Below are 15,839 nucleotides of genomic sequence, written 5' to 3'. Positions count from 1 at the left end.
GGCCGAACCTCTGGGCGATAAGGATAATCATCGCGGCGCGTTTCGCGCGATTTTGGCCCTGTCCGCTTCAACCAGGTCCACTTCGGTAAGCACCAGTTTCTGCCCCTCCTGCGCGACGATCACCGGCGCGGCGGTCAGTCCGAGCCGCGCCTTGACGCGCTCTTCGAGCAGAAACAGCGCCCGGCCATGGCGTTCGCCGAGCGTGATCGCATCGGCATCGCCGGGGCCGCCGGCCGCGAGCAGGATGAAATCGGCGGGCCTTGCGGTGCGCAGCGCCCAGTCGAGCTCGCGCGGGTGTACGACAATCAGCCGCTGGGGCAGCGACACATAGGCAAGCGGGTTGAAGCTGAAGCCCTTCGCATAGAGCAGTTTGCCCTCTGGTAGCCGGATATCCTGCTCAAGCGTGTAGAACGGGACCACCGTGCGGGTCCGATCCGCGCGGGCAATTCCGAGCGACGCCGCCTTCATCGCCGACCAGCGTTCGCGCGGCCCGAAGGCCTTCGTCATATCGGGAACGCGCGCAGCCTGGCCTTCGATCTCGCTCAGCGCGTCGGGTTCGGCGATGGGCCAGGTGCGACCGATGGTGCTGGTCGCGGCCAGGACGGCCGTCGGGGTGGCGACAATGGCGGCAAGCGATACCACTCTACGCAGGGCATGACGACATACAGAACTAGCGACCATGGCGACGCCTCCCGCCACGCTCACCACCATCGATATCCTCGCCGACCGCCGCGCGGATCAGCGCTGCACTCGCAATGAGCGTGGTAATGAAGACGAGCAGGCGGAACCGATCGGGTACGCCGGGCAGCTGCCAGGCGATGCAGGACTGCACCAGCAGCAGACCCTGGCTGCCGACCATCAGGCGGACAGGCCCCGGGCCTGGGGTCGAGGAGAAGAGGCCGTTCACCGATGCCTCCACTGCCGAACCCGCGACACCAGCTTCCCGCAGGCGCCGGAAAGACCGATCAGCAGCATGCCGCTCGCAAAGCAGGCGGCGGCGACGATGATCCCGGCGCGCAGCGCGGAGAGGGAAGGCTGATGAAGCGCGATACCGGCGATCGTCACCAGCGCGCCCATCATGAAGGTTTCGATAGCGACGAGCCGCAGCCGCCAGCGGAAGGCAGCAGCCTCCGCACGCTGGGCCACGCGCGCTTCGATGGCGGCCTGCACGGCCCGGTCCTGCTCCCAGTCGAGCAGCAGCTGGTCGGGATGCGAGGACGGCGCGCGTGTCATGTCGAGGCACCATCCGATTGACCGTCCCACTGGCGCTCCTGCCGGCCCGCATCGCCCAGGATCTGCACGGGGTCGACACCGGCGAGTTCGCACACCGCTTCCAGCGGGCTGCGCCCGGCGCGCAGCAGCGCTTCGAAGGCGGCGACCTCGCCTGGCGCCGAGGTGTTTATCCAGTAGCTGAAGGGATCGACCACGAGCCTCGCGATGCCGAGGCCAAGCGGAGAATCTATGAACACCTCGGAATAGTTCGGCTTGGCGTTGCGGACCGATTTGAGGAGGTCGAGGACGAAGCCCGAATAGTCGAGGATCTTGTTGTCGACTGCCTTGTCGTAGGTCGAGCCCTGCAGCAGGAACTTCGTCGCCGCGTTCTCGAGGATCACCTGGCCTGTGCCGCCGAAGAGCGTCAGATCGTTCATGCTCTGAAGGACGATGCCGAAGCTGCCCTGGTATTTGCGCGCCCGGCGATACCCCTGACCGAAGGCCTCGGCGAGACGCGAGAGATCCTGCCCCTCGCTGCGCGTCATGAACTGGGCGGCCTCGTCGCACAGCACGAAGCGAGGACGACCGCGGTCGGAGAGATAGAGCTCCTGGGTGACGGCGTTGACCACCACCATGACGATGACATTGAAGAGGTCCGGCAGTGCCTTGAGCCGTTCGAGCTCGAGCACGACGAACTCGTCGCTGCGGATATCGAAGGTCGATGGGCCGTTGAAGAAATGGCCGTAGGCGCCCCCCGACCCGAAATCGCGCAGGTTGAAGGCGAGCTCGCGCGCGACCGGCACGAGATGCTCGACGCGGTCGAGATCCGAGACAGCGTTCTCGGGATAGCGGCCCAGCCACTCGCGCACCGCATCGATGCCGTCCTCGCCGCGTCCGCCATCGACCGTCCACTGGACAGCGGATTTGAGGAGATTCCACTGCGAGGTGGTAACGGGTTTGCGGGTTGCGGCATTCGCCATTTCCGCGACGATCGCGACCGCCATGGCGATCGCCGACTGCTTGTCCTCGCCATCGAGCGCGAGCCCCATGTCGAAGGGGTTGAGGACAAGGCGTTCCTCACCGATGTCGATGTAGCGGCCCGAGCACAGCGTGCAGAGCTTCCTATAGCTGCCGCCGATATCGATGATCCGGATGAGCGCGCCTTGCGCGTAATATTGCTGGCACAGGTTGTTGAGCAGGAAGCTCTTGCCCGCGCCGGATTCGGCCGAGACGATGAAGTTGTAGTTGTTGATCCGCGGATCGAAGAGGTCGAGCGTGATCAGCTGACCCTTGCGGCCGACGTAGAGGAGTGCCGGGCGCCCGCCCCCGCGAAAATCAGTCTGCACCGGCGCCATCAGCGTCGCGGCTTTCACTGGCATCCGGAAGTCGCGCTCGAGCAGCTTCAGCGTGCGCTTTTCGGGATAAAGCCCGAAAGGCAGGCTGGCGGCGAGCAGCACCGGCAGCAGATAGCTCTCCTCCTGGACCATGAAGGGCAGCGGTTCGGACTCCCACAGCCGCTTGGCACGCGCGGCCATGTCGCGCGCCTGGCCGCTGTCGCGGCCCAGCACCCACATCGTCGGGATCACCGAGACGAACCGGCTGTTCGCGGCCTCGTCGAGGATCCAGCCGATCTCCTCGATCTGCTTGCCAACCTCGACCGCGAAGCTGCCCGCTGCCTTCTGCGCGGAAAGGATCTGGGCGCGCTTGTGAATCTCGAACTGCGAATGGTCGAACAGCACCGTGAGACACGAGAGGAACGGGCCGCCGATCTGGTCGCTGTCCTCCGCGCTTCCGCGCATTCCGCCCATGAGACGGTTAGCGCGCTCGGCGGTGATGCGCCGCGCCGGCGCCTTGGGCGTCAGGCAGCGCGCGACCTGGTTGCCGAGAAAAACCTCCGGCCCCTCGAAAATGAGGTCGGGCCCCGCCTCGATGATCTGGCGGGCCACCGAGGGCGCGGGCATGCCGCCGACGCCGTCCTGCAGAAAAACGCCGGGGGCAGACGCGAACACGCCGTTGAAGATCCGCCGGTAGAAACTGACAAGCTCCGATGGCGGCAGACGGCGAATGCCCATCTTCGCCAGCTGCTCCTCGACCTGCCGGCGCAGATCGGCGCCCAGCTTCACTCGCGTCTTTACCGCGAGGAACAGGCGAAAGTCACGCACCGGGATACCGTGCAGGGAGTCGAGCCCGCGTGTTCCGGCGCGCAGGTAGTCGGCGGTCCGCCGCGCCGAGGCCTGCACCAGCGGATCGGGCCGGACCTTGAGGTCGAGGTAAGCATCGAGCGCAGGGTCTATGAGGGGATCGGCGAAGGTGATGAGCTGCAGCACCGTCCCTTCGGGGAAGTGGACATTGAGCAGCCCAAGCAGCGCCTGCTGGACATGAGCGAACATGTAGGCGGCGGGTACGAGCTCCCAGGCCTGGCCCCAGCCATCGTCGATGCACAGGAAGGCTTCCTCCTCCTCGACCCAGGCCAGCATTGGCAGGAAGTCGGAATAGGCATCGCGTGTCACCGCAGCGCGCAGGCGCCGGTAGCTGAGACCGCCTCGGGAATCCCTCGCGCTCATGGCCGGCTCTCCGGTTCGAGAGCCTTGGGGCTCGCGCCGGTAGATGGGTCGGCGGCTTCTTCCGGATCGCTCTCGCGCGTGGTGCGCAGCACGGGCGGTGCGGGAACCCGGCCGCCGGGTTCGACGAGATAGTCGCCGACAACCCAAGCAGGTCTGTCGACGATCGAATAGATGTAGCGCGGCATATAGAGGCGGCCCGGCCGCTGCTTGTCCGCATAGGGAAGGATCAGCGTGCGCACCGTGCGCGAGGGGCGCAGCATCGGCGAGGCAGGGCTCTCGACCACTGCGCCGATGCTGGGCTCAGCGGGTCGGGCGGCGGCAGGAAGCTTCGTACCCCGGCGATTGGAGGCGGGCGCCGCTGGGGCGTGTTGAGCAGCGGGCAGGGTGCGCCCGTTTATAGGGTGCGCCGTTTCTTGGTCGAGCAGCTTGCGATCGTTGGTGACGGCCGGATCGGACTTGGACGGCCTTCCGGCCAGCGCGTCGGCATAGGCCTGGTCGGGATGGATGCACTGGCCATGGTCGCTGTTCTTGCAGGAGAACTTCTCGCTGTAGGGCGACATCACCGAACCGACCGCAGCGCAGCCCGACAGGGACAGGCCGATGAGGGGGAGGGGGAGAGCCAGCAAGGCGGGACGTAGCACGGTCATGTTCCTGTCTCCGTTGGCGAGGGTCAGAATTTGGCGGCGGTGCCGGGCTTGATCTCGAGGGTCACGCCCTCCTGGATCACCACGACGACGTCCTTGGCGGCGCCGACCTCGACGATGGGCCCCGCCTGCCGGGCGAGATCGAGGTAGAAGTCGGTGAGTTTGTCCGACGACTTGGAAAGGCCCCCGGCGATTCCGGTCTTGGCGGCGTCCGCGGCATCGAGAGTGCGCACCGAGCCCAGCGCCGAAGTCGACGTGCTGCCGAACGTACTTTCGACCGATTGCGAAATGCCGCTGATGGTGCCTGCGATGAAGGCACGGGCGAGCGTCGCGCCGGCGCGGGTCACCACCTTCCCCGAGAGCCCCTTCTTGCCGTCGGTGTCGACGAAGAAGCCTTTGACCGGCTGATCGACCACCGAATGCTCGTCGAAATCGACGCAGGACAGCGAGACGAGCTGGATTTCCACTCGCTCCTTGGCGAGGCTGCCGGTGGCGTTGCCGATGACGAAGCAGCCGGCAAGGTTCGCCTTGACCTCATTGGGCAGGACTGCGGGCGCCTGGACCCTTGCGATGATCGGCTCGGGATTGCTCGTGGCGTCCCGGCTTGCCAGCGCGTCGATCCCGGTCAGGAGCCGCGCCTTCATGAAACCAGGCGGTAAATAGATCGTCCGATTCTTTTTTTTGGACGACGCCGAGGCATCGGCGGTGCCCTGTGGGCCGCCCGTACCTATGACCGCGCCGGTCGCCGAGCCGATCGCGCCGACCGTCTTCTCGACCGGCGGGGCGGTCGGCGCCGCGGATGCCGAGGGACCCATCGGCGGTGCGGGCAACCTGTCGGCGTCAGCGGAAATGTCGCCGGTCTCGGGCGGATAGGGCAGGGCCGGGACGGTATCCGGGAGTGCGGGCGGCAGATCGCCATCGCTGCCCTGGTTACCCGCAGCCGATTTGCTGCCGGGAACCACCTTGCCTTCCTCGATGGCGCTCACCCGGTCTCCGAGCAGCTGCTGGCCGTCGAGCACTTTCTTGAGATCGCCGCGCAGCTTCACCTCGAGGCTGTCGCCGCGCAGCCCCGCGCCCATGTTGAGCGAGGCGGCGGGGTCGGCGGTCTTCACCTCTTCCTTGCGCCCCGAGGCCATGTAGAGCGCGAAACCGAGCGCACCGACTGCGACGGCGACCGCGAATTGCCGCGCGCGCAGCTTCTGCTTCGCGGACAGCCGGTCCCACCTGGCCTTCCAGTCGGGCAGGCCAAGGAGTGCGCCAATCCCCGCACGGGCCAGCGCATCCTCGCCTTCGCGCGCGGCCTGTTCGGCCAGGTGCGCCTGGTAGGCCGAGCGCGGCTCAGAGGTTCCCGTGCCCTTGTCGTCCGCGCCGGTCATTGAACCGCTCCCCGGCGCACGACCACGAGGCGGGCGGCTTCTCCGGCGGTGAGGCGCACACGATCGAGGGTGATCGCGAAAATTCGCTCGCCGAGCCCGGCATCGACCAGTTGGCGCTCGTCGAGCACGATGGGCGCGCCGGCCTGCAGCCGATATTCCGAGGCGGACAGCCCGGTGCCTTCGATGGCGATCCGGCGCTGCTCGGTGAGCGAAAGGGCGGGCAGCGATGAAAGCCGTACCGCCACGCCCGATGGTGCGACTTCGCTGAAGGTCGCCGGGACATGATCGTCGAGGAGTGCCATCGTGACCGAAACCGCGCGGTCCTCGTCGGCGAGCGCGGCGAGCAGATCGCTGTTGGCCTGTGCGCGCTGGCGGGCGCCGGGCACAAGCAGCACGGTCTGCGCCGGGATCTCGGCGGGCTCGCCATAGAGCGGGTACGTCGCGCCGTTGCAGGTGACGAAGAATTCTGCAGGCTGGGTGACATAGGTCCGCGTGACCTGGCCGGCGTCGTCGACCTCGCGCGTCAGGAACTTTATCCAGGCGTCCGCGCCGCCCTTCTCGACAGCGAGACCCTTTTCCGCCGAGAACTTGACGTCCTCGATCTCGCCGCCCTCGCACACGACATGATTGATGTCGCGATTGGAGAGACGGATATGGCTGGTCTGGTCCGGCAGTGCCTGGATGCTCTGGGCCGATGCCGGAGCGGGCACGATGAGGGAGGAAACCAGGGCAAGCACTGCTCGAAAGCACGCGCTGTGGCCCAGGTGCGTCATGTCTCTATGCGAACCTGCGGCCATGGCTGGCCGCCGTGACATCGCGTCAGCGTGTTTCGGCATCGAACTGTTCCTCGGAAAGACGGGTCAGCCAGAAGCGGCCATTCTCGATCCGGTAACCGATCCGCAGAATGCCCCGGAATTTGCGGATCACCCCGCCGATGACGCGGACCTTCTCCACCGGCACGAGGATCTCATGGGGCGTCCAGCGCACAGGCTGGTCACCCCGGATGTAAGTGGCGATCGACAGCGTCGGATTATCGGCCAGTTCGTCGAGCACGCCGTTCAGGCTGTCGCGCATCGCGCCGTAGGCGGACGGATGGACCAGCCCCAGCAGCTCCTGGAACTGGCGATCGGCCGAATAGGCCGACCAGGTTCCCGACAGCGCGACGATGTTGCGCGTCATCGCGACCAGGTAGGCTTCGGACGGCTTGCTGCCCGAGACGTAGAGATCGCCGGTAGCGCCGAAGGGCACGACCACGGTGCGCGCGTTCTGGTTGGTCGTGTAGATGACCGCTCCCAGCACCACCGTGACGCCGAACAAGCCGGCCACCGCGACCTTGAGCAGCCGGTTCTCGTCGAAGAGGTTGGCCGAGCCCTGCAGATAGCGATGGATGCCGAAACTTGCCGGTTTGCCCAGTAGTGGATCTTCGACCGTTCGCTTGCGTGAAAGGATACCCATCGCGCCTACTCGAAGAAGCGGGTCTGCGTCGGACCCGGATAGTGGGGGAAGGAAACCAGGCCCCAGCGCCAGGCGAGGTGGGACAGGTAGCCCCTGGGCTTGCTCCGCTTCCACGGGATGAAAAGGAGAAGGGCGGCGATGAGCGCCCAGCCGACAAATCCGCCCACGATCGCGGCCACGAAAACGCTCGAGGTCGCGAGCAGGAACTCGTCCGATCCGAACCACAGGATCTGGACCGGCCGATGCAGATATTGCGGAAGGCGCTCGTCCATGTGCCCTTCTCCTCCTGCTTCATGACACCTTGCGAAGGTGTCGGTTTCCGGGGACCGACCATCGGCCCCCAGCACGGTACCGGCGCGGGACGAACTTGGCCGGTCGGCCAGGCGCACCCCGCGCGCAGCGTCTCAGACGACCATCCCGAACGTCTGCAGGATCGAGTCCGCCTTGATCAGACAGACAGCCGCGACGATGGTCGGGATGCCGATCATGATGTTCGAGAAGAGGCGCGAGACGCCGAACAGGAAGGCGGCGACGCCGCCCACGAAGCCCAGCGGCCCCTTCACGCCCTTGTTCACGACGATATCGTAGATGTCGTAGCCGAGATCGCCCTGGGCCGGTGCCGAGAAGGCATGGGCCGGGCCGGCGATCAGGGCCATCACGCCCAAAGGGAGGCCGATATTCGCAGCCGCGAGAGCCTTTTTACCGAATGTACGCATCATGGCATTGCTCCAAAGAGGAGCCGTCCGGACATTCGCCTGCCGGCATCGACGAGGATCGGTGTCGGCCGGGGCGTCGGTGGACGGCTCCATGAGCCCGCCGCCGCCGGCATCCTGGTTCATCCGCCGGGCCGGGATCGGCCGGATTGGATGCCCTCCGGAAAAGAGAACGTCGCTTCGCGCTGCGATGCGTGTGAACTCAGCGCGGCGCATCGGTCGCGACCTTCGCCAGCGCGGGCTTCGCGTGCCGGTCGAGGAACGCCTCGAGCTCGGCCTGCTGGAAGCCCGAGATGAGCTTGCCGTCCGCGATGAGGGTCGGCGTTCCCGAGACACCCACCCTGGCGACCAGTTCGGCATCGGCGGCGACCTTGTCGCGGCCGGCCGCGCATTGGCGCAGAACCGGCGGAGTCTGGCCCAAATAGGCGGCCTTGAAGGCGGCCTCGCGATCGGGCGAGCACAGGATATGCTCCGCCTTGGCGGCAGCGGCCGGATGAATACCGCTGACGAAGAAGATGAGCCGCCGGACCGGCTTGCCTTCGGCAAGCTTGGCGTTCCAGTAGCGGTCGAGCGCCTGGCAGTAGGGGCAATCGGGATCGGTGAATTCGATCACCGTCGGCGCATCGACCGGCCCGATCGCCAGCGCCTTGGCAGGATCGATCGCCTTCAGCCGCCGGCTCGCGCCTTGTTCCTGGGCGAGCGCCGTCAGGTTGACGCCATTGCGATCGTAGACCGTGGCGAACAGCAGGTGTTCGCTTTGGGGCGCGAAATAGATGATCTTGCCGCCCGCGGAGGCTTCGTAGATCGGCCCCTTGACCGGCGCGGGGCCGAAGTCCTCGAAGCGCAGGTTGGTGAAGGTCTGGTGGAGCTGCCGCTCGGCTTCAGCCTGTGCACCGCCGAGCTGCTCGGCCTCCGTCTGAGCTGTAGCTGCACCTTCGGATTGGCCCGTCATCTGATCCGGTTCACCGGCATGGGCGGAGGCAGACGACATGAAAGCCAGCGCCGCTGCCCCAGCCGCGCCAAGAAACAAGGCAGGCCGCTTCGGCCACGCTGAGGACGCGGTCGATTCTTCCCGCCGCCTTGCGGCTTGTCCGGTTGCCCCAAGATGCATTCTGGCAGTCATCGCCAATTCACGAGGATCGTGGAACATTGACACATGCCTCCTTCTTCCGGCGCGCAGCGGTAGCGCGACGGGTTTTGTCATGCGGTTCGGGCTGGGAGCGTGGATAAGGGCTGCGCTCGCCGTCACCATGATGATCGGATGGATGAAGGATGATGCGAGCAATTCGCCGCTGCAATGGGCAGGGCACTGAGATACCGGATCGGAAATACAGTACCGCAATCGGCAGCCCATTGCCGGATATGGTGCTTTCTTCGGCTGTTTTTGCCGTCTTGTCTGTGGAAGCGCTGGCCGAGGCGCATTGCTTCGTGACCGAATCAGGCGAGGGAGTGACGGTGTGAGGACGTCCAGGAGCTACAAGCTGCAACTCTCCGGGAAAGGCGTCGATGCGTTTCTTGCCTGCCACTGCCGGCTTGCGCGCCTGACGCGCGAGTTCATTCCATACGGACTGACGCTTTACGTCGCCATGAGCATAGTCGATTCCAGCGATCCGGCCGATATCGCGGCCGAACTGGAATCGCCCGATTGTGAAGTGCTGGGCGGTACATCAAGGCGTTTTGTCGGGGCGACAACCCGGCTTGCCGAACTTGTGGAACGTACAGGCAAGCGTCTTGCCGAGAGTGGGCAATACGGCCGTCCGGTTGCGACATGGCGTCTTTACAATGCGGGGCTCAGCCTACTCCTGAGCCTGGATGATGCCGAGTTGCAGGCGATCTACGAAAGTGCCTCGGCGATCGTTCCGGCAAAAAGAGCGCGGTAAAGCGACGATGAGATCTTCGATTTCGGATTAAATACTTTCATCATGAAAGCATTATTGTTTGACCCTTGGCGTTATCAACAACATCCTTCTCATACGGGCTGCGCGTGGGAGCTTGAGCCATTGGCAAGGGAGACCTGGTCATGCCGCTTCGGGCGATACCCAACGCACGCGATCCTTCCGTACTCGAGGCGATCAAGCAGATGTCGGGGAGGCGCATCGAAATGAAACGACGAACCGAGAAGATCACCCAGGAGCGGTTTGCCGCGCAGGTCGGGATCGGCGCGCGCTGGCTGCGCGAGATCGAGGCCGGCAACCCCAAATCCCGGCTCGACGACCACTTCCGCTGCGCGCATGCACTGGGACTTTCGACCGGGCATCTCATCATTCCGCTGCTTTTCATGGAACACCAGCGGGTATTTCCGCACGGCCTGCTCGAAGGGGATATCTCGAAAATCGAAACCGTGTGCATCGATGCGATCGCCCGGCACAATATCGACATGCTTTCGTTTCAACTCCTCGCCCGCGATGCCGATCATCTCCCCGGTAACCGGGAGGGTGACTGAACGACGATGTCGCCGGGAGCCCGCCAGCATGAAGCGGTTTACGTTCAGCTCAAGCAGGTTCTGCTTTCCCGCAGCTACCTCGCGGGTCGCGAACTGTCGGTGACGCAGCTGGCAGCAGACATGGGAACCAGTATCTCGCCCGTTCGCGATGCGCTGCACCGGCTCTACGGAGAGGGGCTGCTCGCGATGGGCGAGCATCGCGGATTTCGCGTCATGGGCTGGAGCGAGGCGGCCTTGCGCGAATGTTACACATGGCACGGACATTTAATCCGCATGGCCGTCAAGGCCCGGAAATCCAGGCGGCTCGATGATCCGGCAGTCCTCAGAGCTTCTGCCATCGACTGTAGCGCGCCCGCCCGGATCGTCGAAAGCACCGAAGCCCTGTTTCTGCGTATCGCGGAGAGCTCGGGATCGAACGAACTTGCCGCCGCCGTCAAAAACGCCGGTGAGCGGCTTCGGGTGGTACGACTCGTCGAGACGGAGCGATGGTCCGACTGCGGTGATGAATTGCTTGCCGCCAATACATTGGCGAGATCCGGAACCGGACGAGCTCTTCGCGAGGCCTTGTGGAACTATCACCGCCGGCGAATTCGTGCCGTCAGAGGACTATGCGAAGCAGCCCGGAAATCCGTACCCTCCTGATTTGCGTCAGTAAGATCGTCGGCAGGGTAGTAAAACCTGGATCACAATAGAGCGCGGCGAGAGTACTTTCATGCTGAAAGCGTATGGTGCTGAATATATCAGCTCCCAGCCATAGCCTTTGTGGGCCACGAACCGAGTGGCAAACAGAAGGAGGCAAATATGGAACGCGAACATGAAGCCGCCGACAACGGTGTGATCGAACTGGGAGTCGCCAGCGAGGTCACTCACGGGTCCGGGGACCGGCGGATCGACAATCCGCAAGGCCAGTCCCTGATCGGCATGCTCGACGACTGAGCATAGATGGCCTGGCTCGCGGCGCCGCCGCGGGCCAGGCTTTTCTTTGGGGAGGAAGACAATGCCGTTCGTTGATCTTCGCGCCGGAGTGGGCCTTTGCGATTATCAGGATCGTGCCCTTGCCCTCGACATCGACCGCGATCGTTATTTCGAGCTCAAGCCGGAGCTTACGGGATTGGTCCGCAGGTGGCTCGAAGGATTCGAGCTCACATTCTCGCAAACCGAGGCGTTGACGAAATCCGGTCTGTTTGGCGTTTCGGAAACCGCCGGTCTCCGTCATGGCCATGATCGCCGGCTGGCTGAACGCGCCATCGTCGGCACGGAGGCGCCCGTCGAAATCGGAGTTCGCTTCGTCCTCGATTATGCCCGTGCGCTCGTCTGGCTCTCCTTCTTTCACTGGAGCATGCGGCGGCGCAGTCTGCGTTTCCTGCTGAAGATCGCGAACGCGCGAGCGCAATATCGAGCGCAAGGTACGGCGCGCATTCCGCGTACCTTTCCCCCAGGTCTGATGATCTGCCTCTCGGCATTCAGCCGTGCTTCACTGCTCTTCCCTCGCACATCACGTTGCCTGCCTGATGCACTGGCGTTACAACGCCTTGCCTCGCGGCACACCGCTTGCTCGAAGATCGTTTTCGGCGTCCAGGCCGACCCGTTCCAGGCGCACTGCTGGGTCCAGTTGGACAAGGTCGTGCTGGGTCAGGGACTGGACGTCGTGACGGGCTTCCGCCCTATCCTGACATCGCCATGAACACGGCGTTCTCGATCCTGGCGGATCTCACTGCCGCCCCGGATCAGGATGGGTCTCCCGGACATACCCTTAGCCGGAGGCTGGTGCATAGTGCGGACCTGAAAATCCAGCTCCTGTGCCATGGTGACGTCGTCATCATCGGCGATGTATTTCCCGCTGCACGGAGCCCGACTGTCGCTGCGTTCGAAGGCAGCGGCAGCGATCCGCTTGATTTCCTGGCCGCCTTCGCCGGCGCCTATTGGGGGCGATACGTCGGTCTTGCCCGTAATCCGAAGACGGGCGAACTGGCAATCTATCGCGATCCATCGGGCATGGTTCCGTGCTACTACGGTCACTCCGAGAGACGTGTCTCGATCGCGACGGATGCGGTGTCTATATGCACGCAGTTGGGCATCCGACCGACGATCGACTGGTCAAGCATCGCAAATCACCTCCTTGCCCCCGATCGGCGTCAAAGCACGACCTGCTTGGACGGCATCACGGAGGTCCTTCCGGGCGAACTCGTGCGTGTAGGGCGAGATGGTGTGCGCCGGGAACTCATCTGGAAACCGGCGGATTACGCGGGGCGCAACCTGGAAATCCGTTTCGGCGATGCTGCCAGCCTTATCGAGACGACATTTGCACAGGCAGTCGCGGTGTGGAGCGCACGCTACCCGCGTCCACTTGTCGCCGTGTCCGGCGGCTTCGATTCTTCGTCGATCGCCGCGCTGGCAGCGCAATCGGGACCGATCGACCTTCTGGTGTATTTTGCGCGATCCCCTCTGGCGGATGAGCGGAGCTATGCCGGGCAAGTTGCAAAGCACCTGGGCCTCAAACTTCACGCCGAGTTTTGCGATCCCCGGCATGCACAGGTGCGCCGAAACCTCTCGGCCGCGCGTCCGCGCCCATCAGCCCGGGCCTTTACCCAGGTATTCGACCGGCATGCCGAGATGCACGGCGAAGCGCTTGGCACCGCCGCGCACTTCAACGGTGGGGGCGGAGACAACGTGTTCGGGAAACTCCATTCGGCCTACCCTCTGGCTGATCGGTATTTGCATGAAGGACTAACCCGACATCTCCCGCGCACCGCGACCGACATATGCGGCGCGACCGGCGCCTCGCTGCCCTCGGTCCTGCGGCAGGCATTGGCGGCTGTGTCGGGCCGGTTGCCTGGCAAGACTTGGCCGGGCGCCACCGAACTGTTGTCGCGCAAGACGATCGACATGCGTGACGACAGATTGCATCCTTGGCTCGATACGGAAACCCCACTTTGGCCAGCGCAAAAGCAACTTATCAGGAATATCGCGCGTGCGACGGCGGGCACTGATCACCTCCATATCGAGGGCGCTTTGCCGACAATCTATCCTTTGCTTTCGCAGCCACTCGTCGAATTGTGCCTGTCTCTTCCGACCTGGTTCTGGTTCGAGGGGGGGCGCGATCGCGCCGTCGCGCGCGCCGCCATGAAAGTTCACCTCCCGGCCGAAATCCTGGAGCGCAAGCTCAAGGGGGCTTTTGACGGTCTGGTATATCAGATCGTCGATCTCAATCGCGCCGCTATACTGGAGGATCTGAAGAACGGGGCGCTGGCGAGCCAGGGCCTCATTGACGTGGAAACCGTAGGTTCGGTTATGGGCGGGAATGGGAGCAACGAAGTCCACGCCATACGAACCCTCCATCTTCATGAGGTGGAGATGTGGTGCCGTCACTGGTGCTGAAGGCGCTCTCTGAGCCAGGCGAGATTGCGATTGTACACCGCGGATCGATGGGCCGGGTGCAGTTTCACATGCCCCTCATCCGGGTACACGTACATCTCGATCGGCCACCCTCTGCGGTGAAGATCGCGGTATGTCGCAAGACCCATCCTGAACTCGCTCGATGCGGCCTGGACAAGGATGGGCACCTTTCTTGCATCCGGCGCATCGACTATGGAATTTGTGCGCCAGAACCCTGGCGCGGCATCGCGCGTCCCGGGGTAACCCATCGCGACATAGAATTCGTCGAGTGCCGGTCCGCTGGCTTCCTGCGCAGGCTCGCTCTCGCAGCACGTGCTGAGGATAGCAGCCGAGAACAGCGACGAATTGGCAAGGGCAAAGGTCGCCGTCACCGCGCCGTCGCTCTGCCCGGTGATGGCGATCCTGTTTGGATCGATGATGCCCTCCCGGTCCAGCTGGGCGATTACCCGCTCGAGCGAAGAAAGATTGCTTCTGCGATCTGCAAAATTCTCGTTGTTGCGGGCGTAGAACTCGTCGTCCGTTCTTGGATGGCTCGTCAGCCCGAACCACGTCGGCCTGTTGAAGCTGAGCACGGCGAGGCCTTGCCCGGCCATCGCCTGGATCGGGTATTCGTCGCCGGTGCCGCCGCGCAGGAATCCACGCGATTCATACTGGACGATGACAAGAGGAAGGCGTGTTCCCGGCTTCCAGCCCGGAGGCAGGACGACATCGGCGAATGTCGTCAGCCCGAAGGCATTCTGCCAAGTGCGCCTCTGGATACTACCCAATCGCAGCGACGAAAACGCCGGGTTCGGGTCGAACACATCGCGGCGCTTGCCCGTACTCGTGTCCAGTTCGACCACTGTTCGCGGCCGGCTGGACGTCTCCTGCGCGCAAACGAGGTCCGCACCCCTCGAAGCGCATCCGAATAGCGCGTCCGACGTTTCCAGCAGGCGTACAGGTGCCTCTTTGCCAAGCCCCCACGAGTAGAATTCCGTACGGCTGTCCGCTGGCCCCGAGCGTCGCTGGAAGATAAGCCGCTTCCAGTCCGATGCCCACCACAGACCGGTGACAGCCGTGCAGGCTGCAAAGGGGCAAATGCTCTCTGCGGTTGCGTGAGATTTGAACTTGATCTCGGTCACGACGTCGAGCGCGTCACTGCGCGGCACGATCCAGGCAACGAGCCCGCCTTCCTTGGCGATCGCAGCCGCGAGAGCACCATTGGGCCAGATGCGCGATGGATGGAGCGTTCGCGCATCCTGCTGCGACAACGCGGCCGCTCCGCCGCTTTCGATATCCCAGGCACTGTCGATGACCGGAATGTCCGAAGGGGGCATCGGTCTGTCGGCTGATAATGGCCAGAACCGCTCGTCGTAGCGATAGCCATCCTTGCCTTCCGCAGCGATTGCGGACCGGGCGGCTACCAATCCAGGCTGGCTGGAATAGAGCAGACGCCGTCCGTCGTCAGACAGGGCCATTTCGAGAATGTCCACCGCGCTCGTCAGCACGCGGTTGGAGCGCCGGTCCACGCGATCGTAAATCCAGATCTCGGAACGGTCGGTGAAGGTTTTGGTGTAGGCGAGCCGTCTGCCATCGGGCGACCATCGAAGCAGTGCCGGCTTCGGGATGCCCAGCGGAAGATCGGTCATTCCGTAGCGGGTTGAGCTGGCGGCGACGATCTCGCCTCCGGTATCGATCACCGTAGGAGAGTAAGGGGCATCCAGCTCAACGAGCACGATCGCTGTGCAATACCGATCATTCGCGGCGTCAGCCTGGCGAAGTTGCAATGCAGCCGTATTGCCCTTCGCCGACAGGCTGAAGGGGGCCGGTGCGCTGCCCAGGCCAATGGCGCCGAAATCCCGCAGATCAAGAAGGTCTTGCGCAGTAACGGTGCGACCCGTTGCGGGGTTCGGGGAATCGAGAGCCAAAGTGCAGGGCGCGACCTCGCGCGATTTTGCCTGCGCCGGAGCACCGGCGCACACCATGAGAGCGCAGCCGAAGCGCGCGATTGCTTGCAGGTTCATGGGAGAGTCCAATCGAGAACCGCAGCGGCGCTC

The 15,839-nt window shown here is 64.3% G+C and carries 18 protein-coding genes; 6 read left to right on the top strand and 12 right to left on the bottom strand.

What is annotated here, in order from left to right:
• Positions 1 to 27 precede the first annotated feature (27 nt).
• The 11 genes from QRN25_RS09365 to QRN25_RS09315 all read right to left on the bottom strand — a co-directional run bounded on the left by QRN25_RS09365 (position 28) and on the right by QRN25_RS09315 (position 8,955).
• The gene (locus QRN25_RS09365) at positions 28 to 681 is read right to left on the bottom strand and encodes a conjugal transfer protein TraW (protein WP_502910446.1); all 654 of its coding nucleotides are present in this window, start codon (positions 679 to 681) and stop codon (positions 28 to 30) included.
• A complete protein-coding gene (locus QRN25_RS09360) occupies positions 671 to 907 on the bottom strand; it encodes a hypothetical protein (RefSeq protein ID WP_285019055.1) in 237 nt (78 codons plus the stop codon). The genes QRN25_RS09365 and QRN25_RS09360 overlap by 11 nt, the downstream gene beginning before the upstream one ends.
• Positions 904 to 1,233, bottom strand: coding sequence for a hypothetical protein (locus QRN25_RS09355; RefSeq protein ID WP_285019052.1), 330 nt, complete (start codon positions 1,231 to 1,233; stop codon positions 904 to 906). Before QRN25_RS09355 ends, QRN25_RS09360 begins: the two co-directional genes overlap by 4 nt.
• Complete coding sequence (locus QRN25_RS09350) at positions 1,230 to 3,776, bottom strand: TraC family protein (protein ID WP_285019050.1); 2,547 nt, start codon at positions 3,774 to 3,776, stop codon at positions 1,230 to 1,232. Before QRN25_RS09350 ends, QRN25_RS09355 begins: the two co-directional genes overlap by 4 nt.
• Positions 3,773 to 4,423, bottom strand: coding sequence for a type IV conjugative transfer system lipoprotein TraV (gene traV, locus QRN25_RS09345; protein ID WP_285019047.1), 651 nt, complete (start codon positions 4,421 to 4,423; stop codon positions 3,773 to 3,775). The genes QRN25_RS09350 and traV overlap by 4 nt, the downstream gene beginning before the upstream one ends.
• A 23-nt stretch (positions 4,424 to 4,446) precedes the next feature.
• Positions 4,447 to 5,796, bottom strand: a complete 1,350-nt coding sequence (locus QRN25_RS09340) for a TraB/VirB10 family protein (RefSeq protein WP_285019045.1) — start codon at positions 5,794 to 5,796, stop codon at positions 4,447 to 4,449.
• The gene (locus tag QRN25_RS09335; protein WP_285019041.1) at positions 5,793 to 6,569 is read right to left on the bottom strand and encodes a type-F conjugative transfer system secretin TraK; all 777 of its coding nucleotides are present in this window, start codon (positions 6,567 to 6,569) and stop codon (positions 5,793 to 5,795) included. The genes QRN25_RS09340 and QRN25_RS09335 overlap by 4 nt, the downstream gene beginning before the upstream one ends.
• Positions 6,570 to 6,615: 46 nt before the next feature.
• Complete coding sequence (locus QRN25_RS09330; RefSeq protein WP_285019039.1) at positions 6,616 to 7,251, bottom strand: TraE/TraK family type IV conjugative transfer system protein; 636 nt, start codon at positions 7,249 to 7,251, stop codon at positions 6,616 to 6,618.
• Between the two features lie 5 nt (positions 7,252 to 7,256).
• Positions 7,257 to 7,523, bottom strand: coding sequence for a type IV conjugative transfer system protein TraL (locus tag QRN25_RS09325; RefSeq protein WP_008827576.1), 267 nt, complete (start codon positions 7,521 to 7,523; stop codon positions 7,257 to 7,259).
• A 132-nt stretch (positions 7,524 to 7,655) separates the two neighbouring features.
• Positions 7,656 to 7,970 carry a hypothetical protein gene (locus tag QRN25_RS09320; protein WP_207081237.1) on the bottom strand — a complete coding sequence of 105 codons (315 nt, stop codon included), beginning with the start codon at positions 7,968 to 7,970 and terminating at the stop codon, positions 7,656 to 7,658.
• Positions 7,971 to 8,166: 196 nt separating this feature from the next.
• Complete coding sequence (locus QRN25_RS09315) at positions 8,167 to 8,955, bottom strand: DsbC family protein (protein ID WP_285019206.1); 789 nt, start codon at positions 8,953 to 8,955, stop codon at positions 8,167 to 8,169.
• A 466-nt stretch (positions 8,956 to 9,421) separates the two neighbouring features.
• On the opposite strand from QRN25_RS09315, the gene QRN25_RS09310 reads away from it, so the two are divergent.
• From QRN25_RS09310 to QRN25_RS09285, 6 genes are all read left to right on the top strand, one after another.
• Complete coding sequence (locus tag QRN25_RS09310; protein ID WP_285019034.1) at positions 9,422 to 9,844, top strand: hypothetical protein; 423 nt, start codon at positions 9,422 to 9,424, stop codon at positions 9,842 to 9,844.
• A gap of 140 nt (positions 9,845 to 9,984) precedes the next feature.
• Complete coding sequence (locus QRN25_RS09305; RefSeq protein WP_285019032.1) at positions 9,985 to 10,407, top strand: helix-turn-helix domain-containing protein; 423 nt, start codon at positions 9,985 to 9,987, stop codon at positions 10,405 to 10,407.
• A gap of 6 nt (positions 10,408 to 10,413) precedes the next feature.
• On the top strand, positions 10,414 to 11,049 hold the full coding sequence (locus QRN25_RS09300) for a GntR family transcriptional regulator (protein ID WP_285019030.1): 636 nt from the start codon (positions 10,414 to 10,416) through the stop codon (positions 11,047 to 11,049).
• Between the two features lie 159 nt (positions 11,050 to 11,208).
• Positions 11,209 to 11,343 (top strand): benenodin family lasso peptide, encoded by a 135-nt coding sequence (locus tag QRN25_RS09295; protein ID WP_285019028.1) that lies wholly within the window; start codon positions 11,209 to 11,211, stop codon positions 11,341 to 11,343.
• Positions 11,344 to 11,404: 61 nt separating this feature from the next.
• Positions 11,405 to 12,091 (top strand): lasso peptide biosynthesis B2 protein, encoded by a 687-nt coding sequence (locus QRN25_RS09290; protein WP_285019024.1) that lies wholly within the window; start codon positions 11,405 to 11,407, stop codon positions 12,089 to 12,091.
• Positions 12,088 to 13,785 (top strand): asparagine synthase-related protein, encoded by a 1,698-nt coding sequence (locus QRN25_RS09285; RefSeq protein WP_285019021.1) that lies wholly within the window; start codon positions 12,088 to 12,090, stop codon positions 13,783 to 13,785. Before QRN25_RS09290 ends, QRN25_RS09285 begins: the two co-directional genes overlap by 4 nt.
• On the opposite strand, the gene QRN25_RS09280 is transcribed toward QRN25_RS09285, so the two are convergent.
• Positions 13,773 to 15,806 carry an Atxe2 family lasso peptide isopeptidase gene (locus tag QRN25_RS09280; protein ID WP_285019019.1) on the bottom strand — a complete coding sequence of 678 codons (2,034 nt, stop codon included), beginning with the start codon at positions 15,804 to 15,806 and terminating at the stop codon, positions 13,773 to 13,775. The genes QRN25_RS09285 and QRN25_RS09280 overlap by 13 nt on opposite strands.
• Positions 15,807 to 15,839 lie beyond the last annotated feature (33 nt).

The organism is Novosphingobium sp. fls2-241-R2A-195, assembly GCF_030209485.1.
GTDB classification, from domain to species: domain Bacteria; phylum Pseudomonadota; class Alphaproteobacteria; order Sphingomonadales; family Sphingomonadaceae; genus Novosphingobium; species Novosphingobium resinovorum.
Note: the sequence above shows the minus strand (reverse complement) of the source record. Positions and strands in the feature narration are given on the sequence as shown.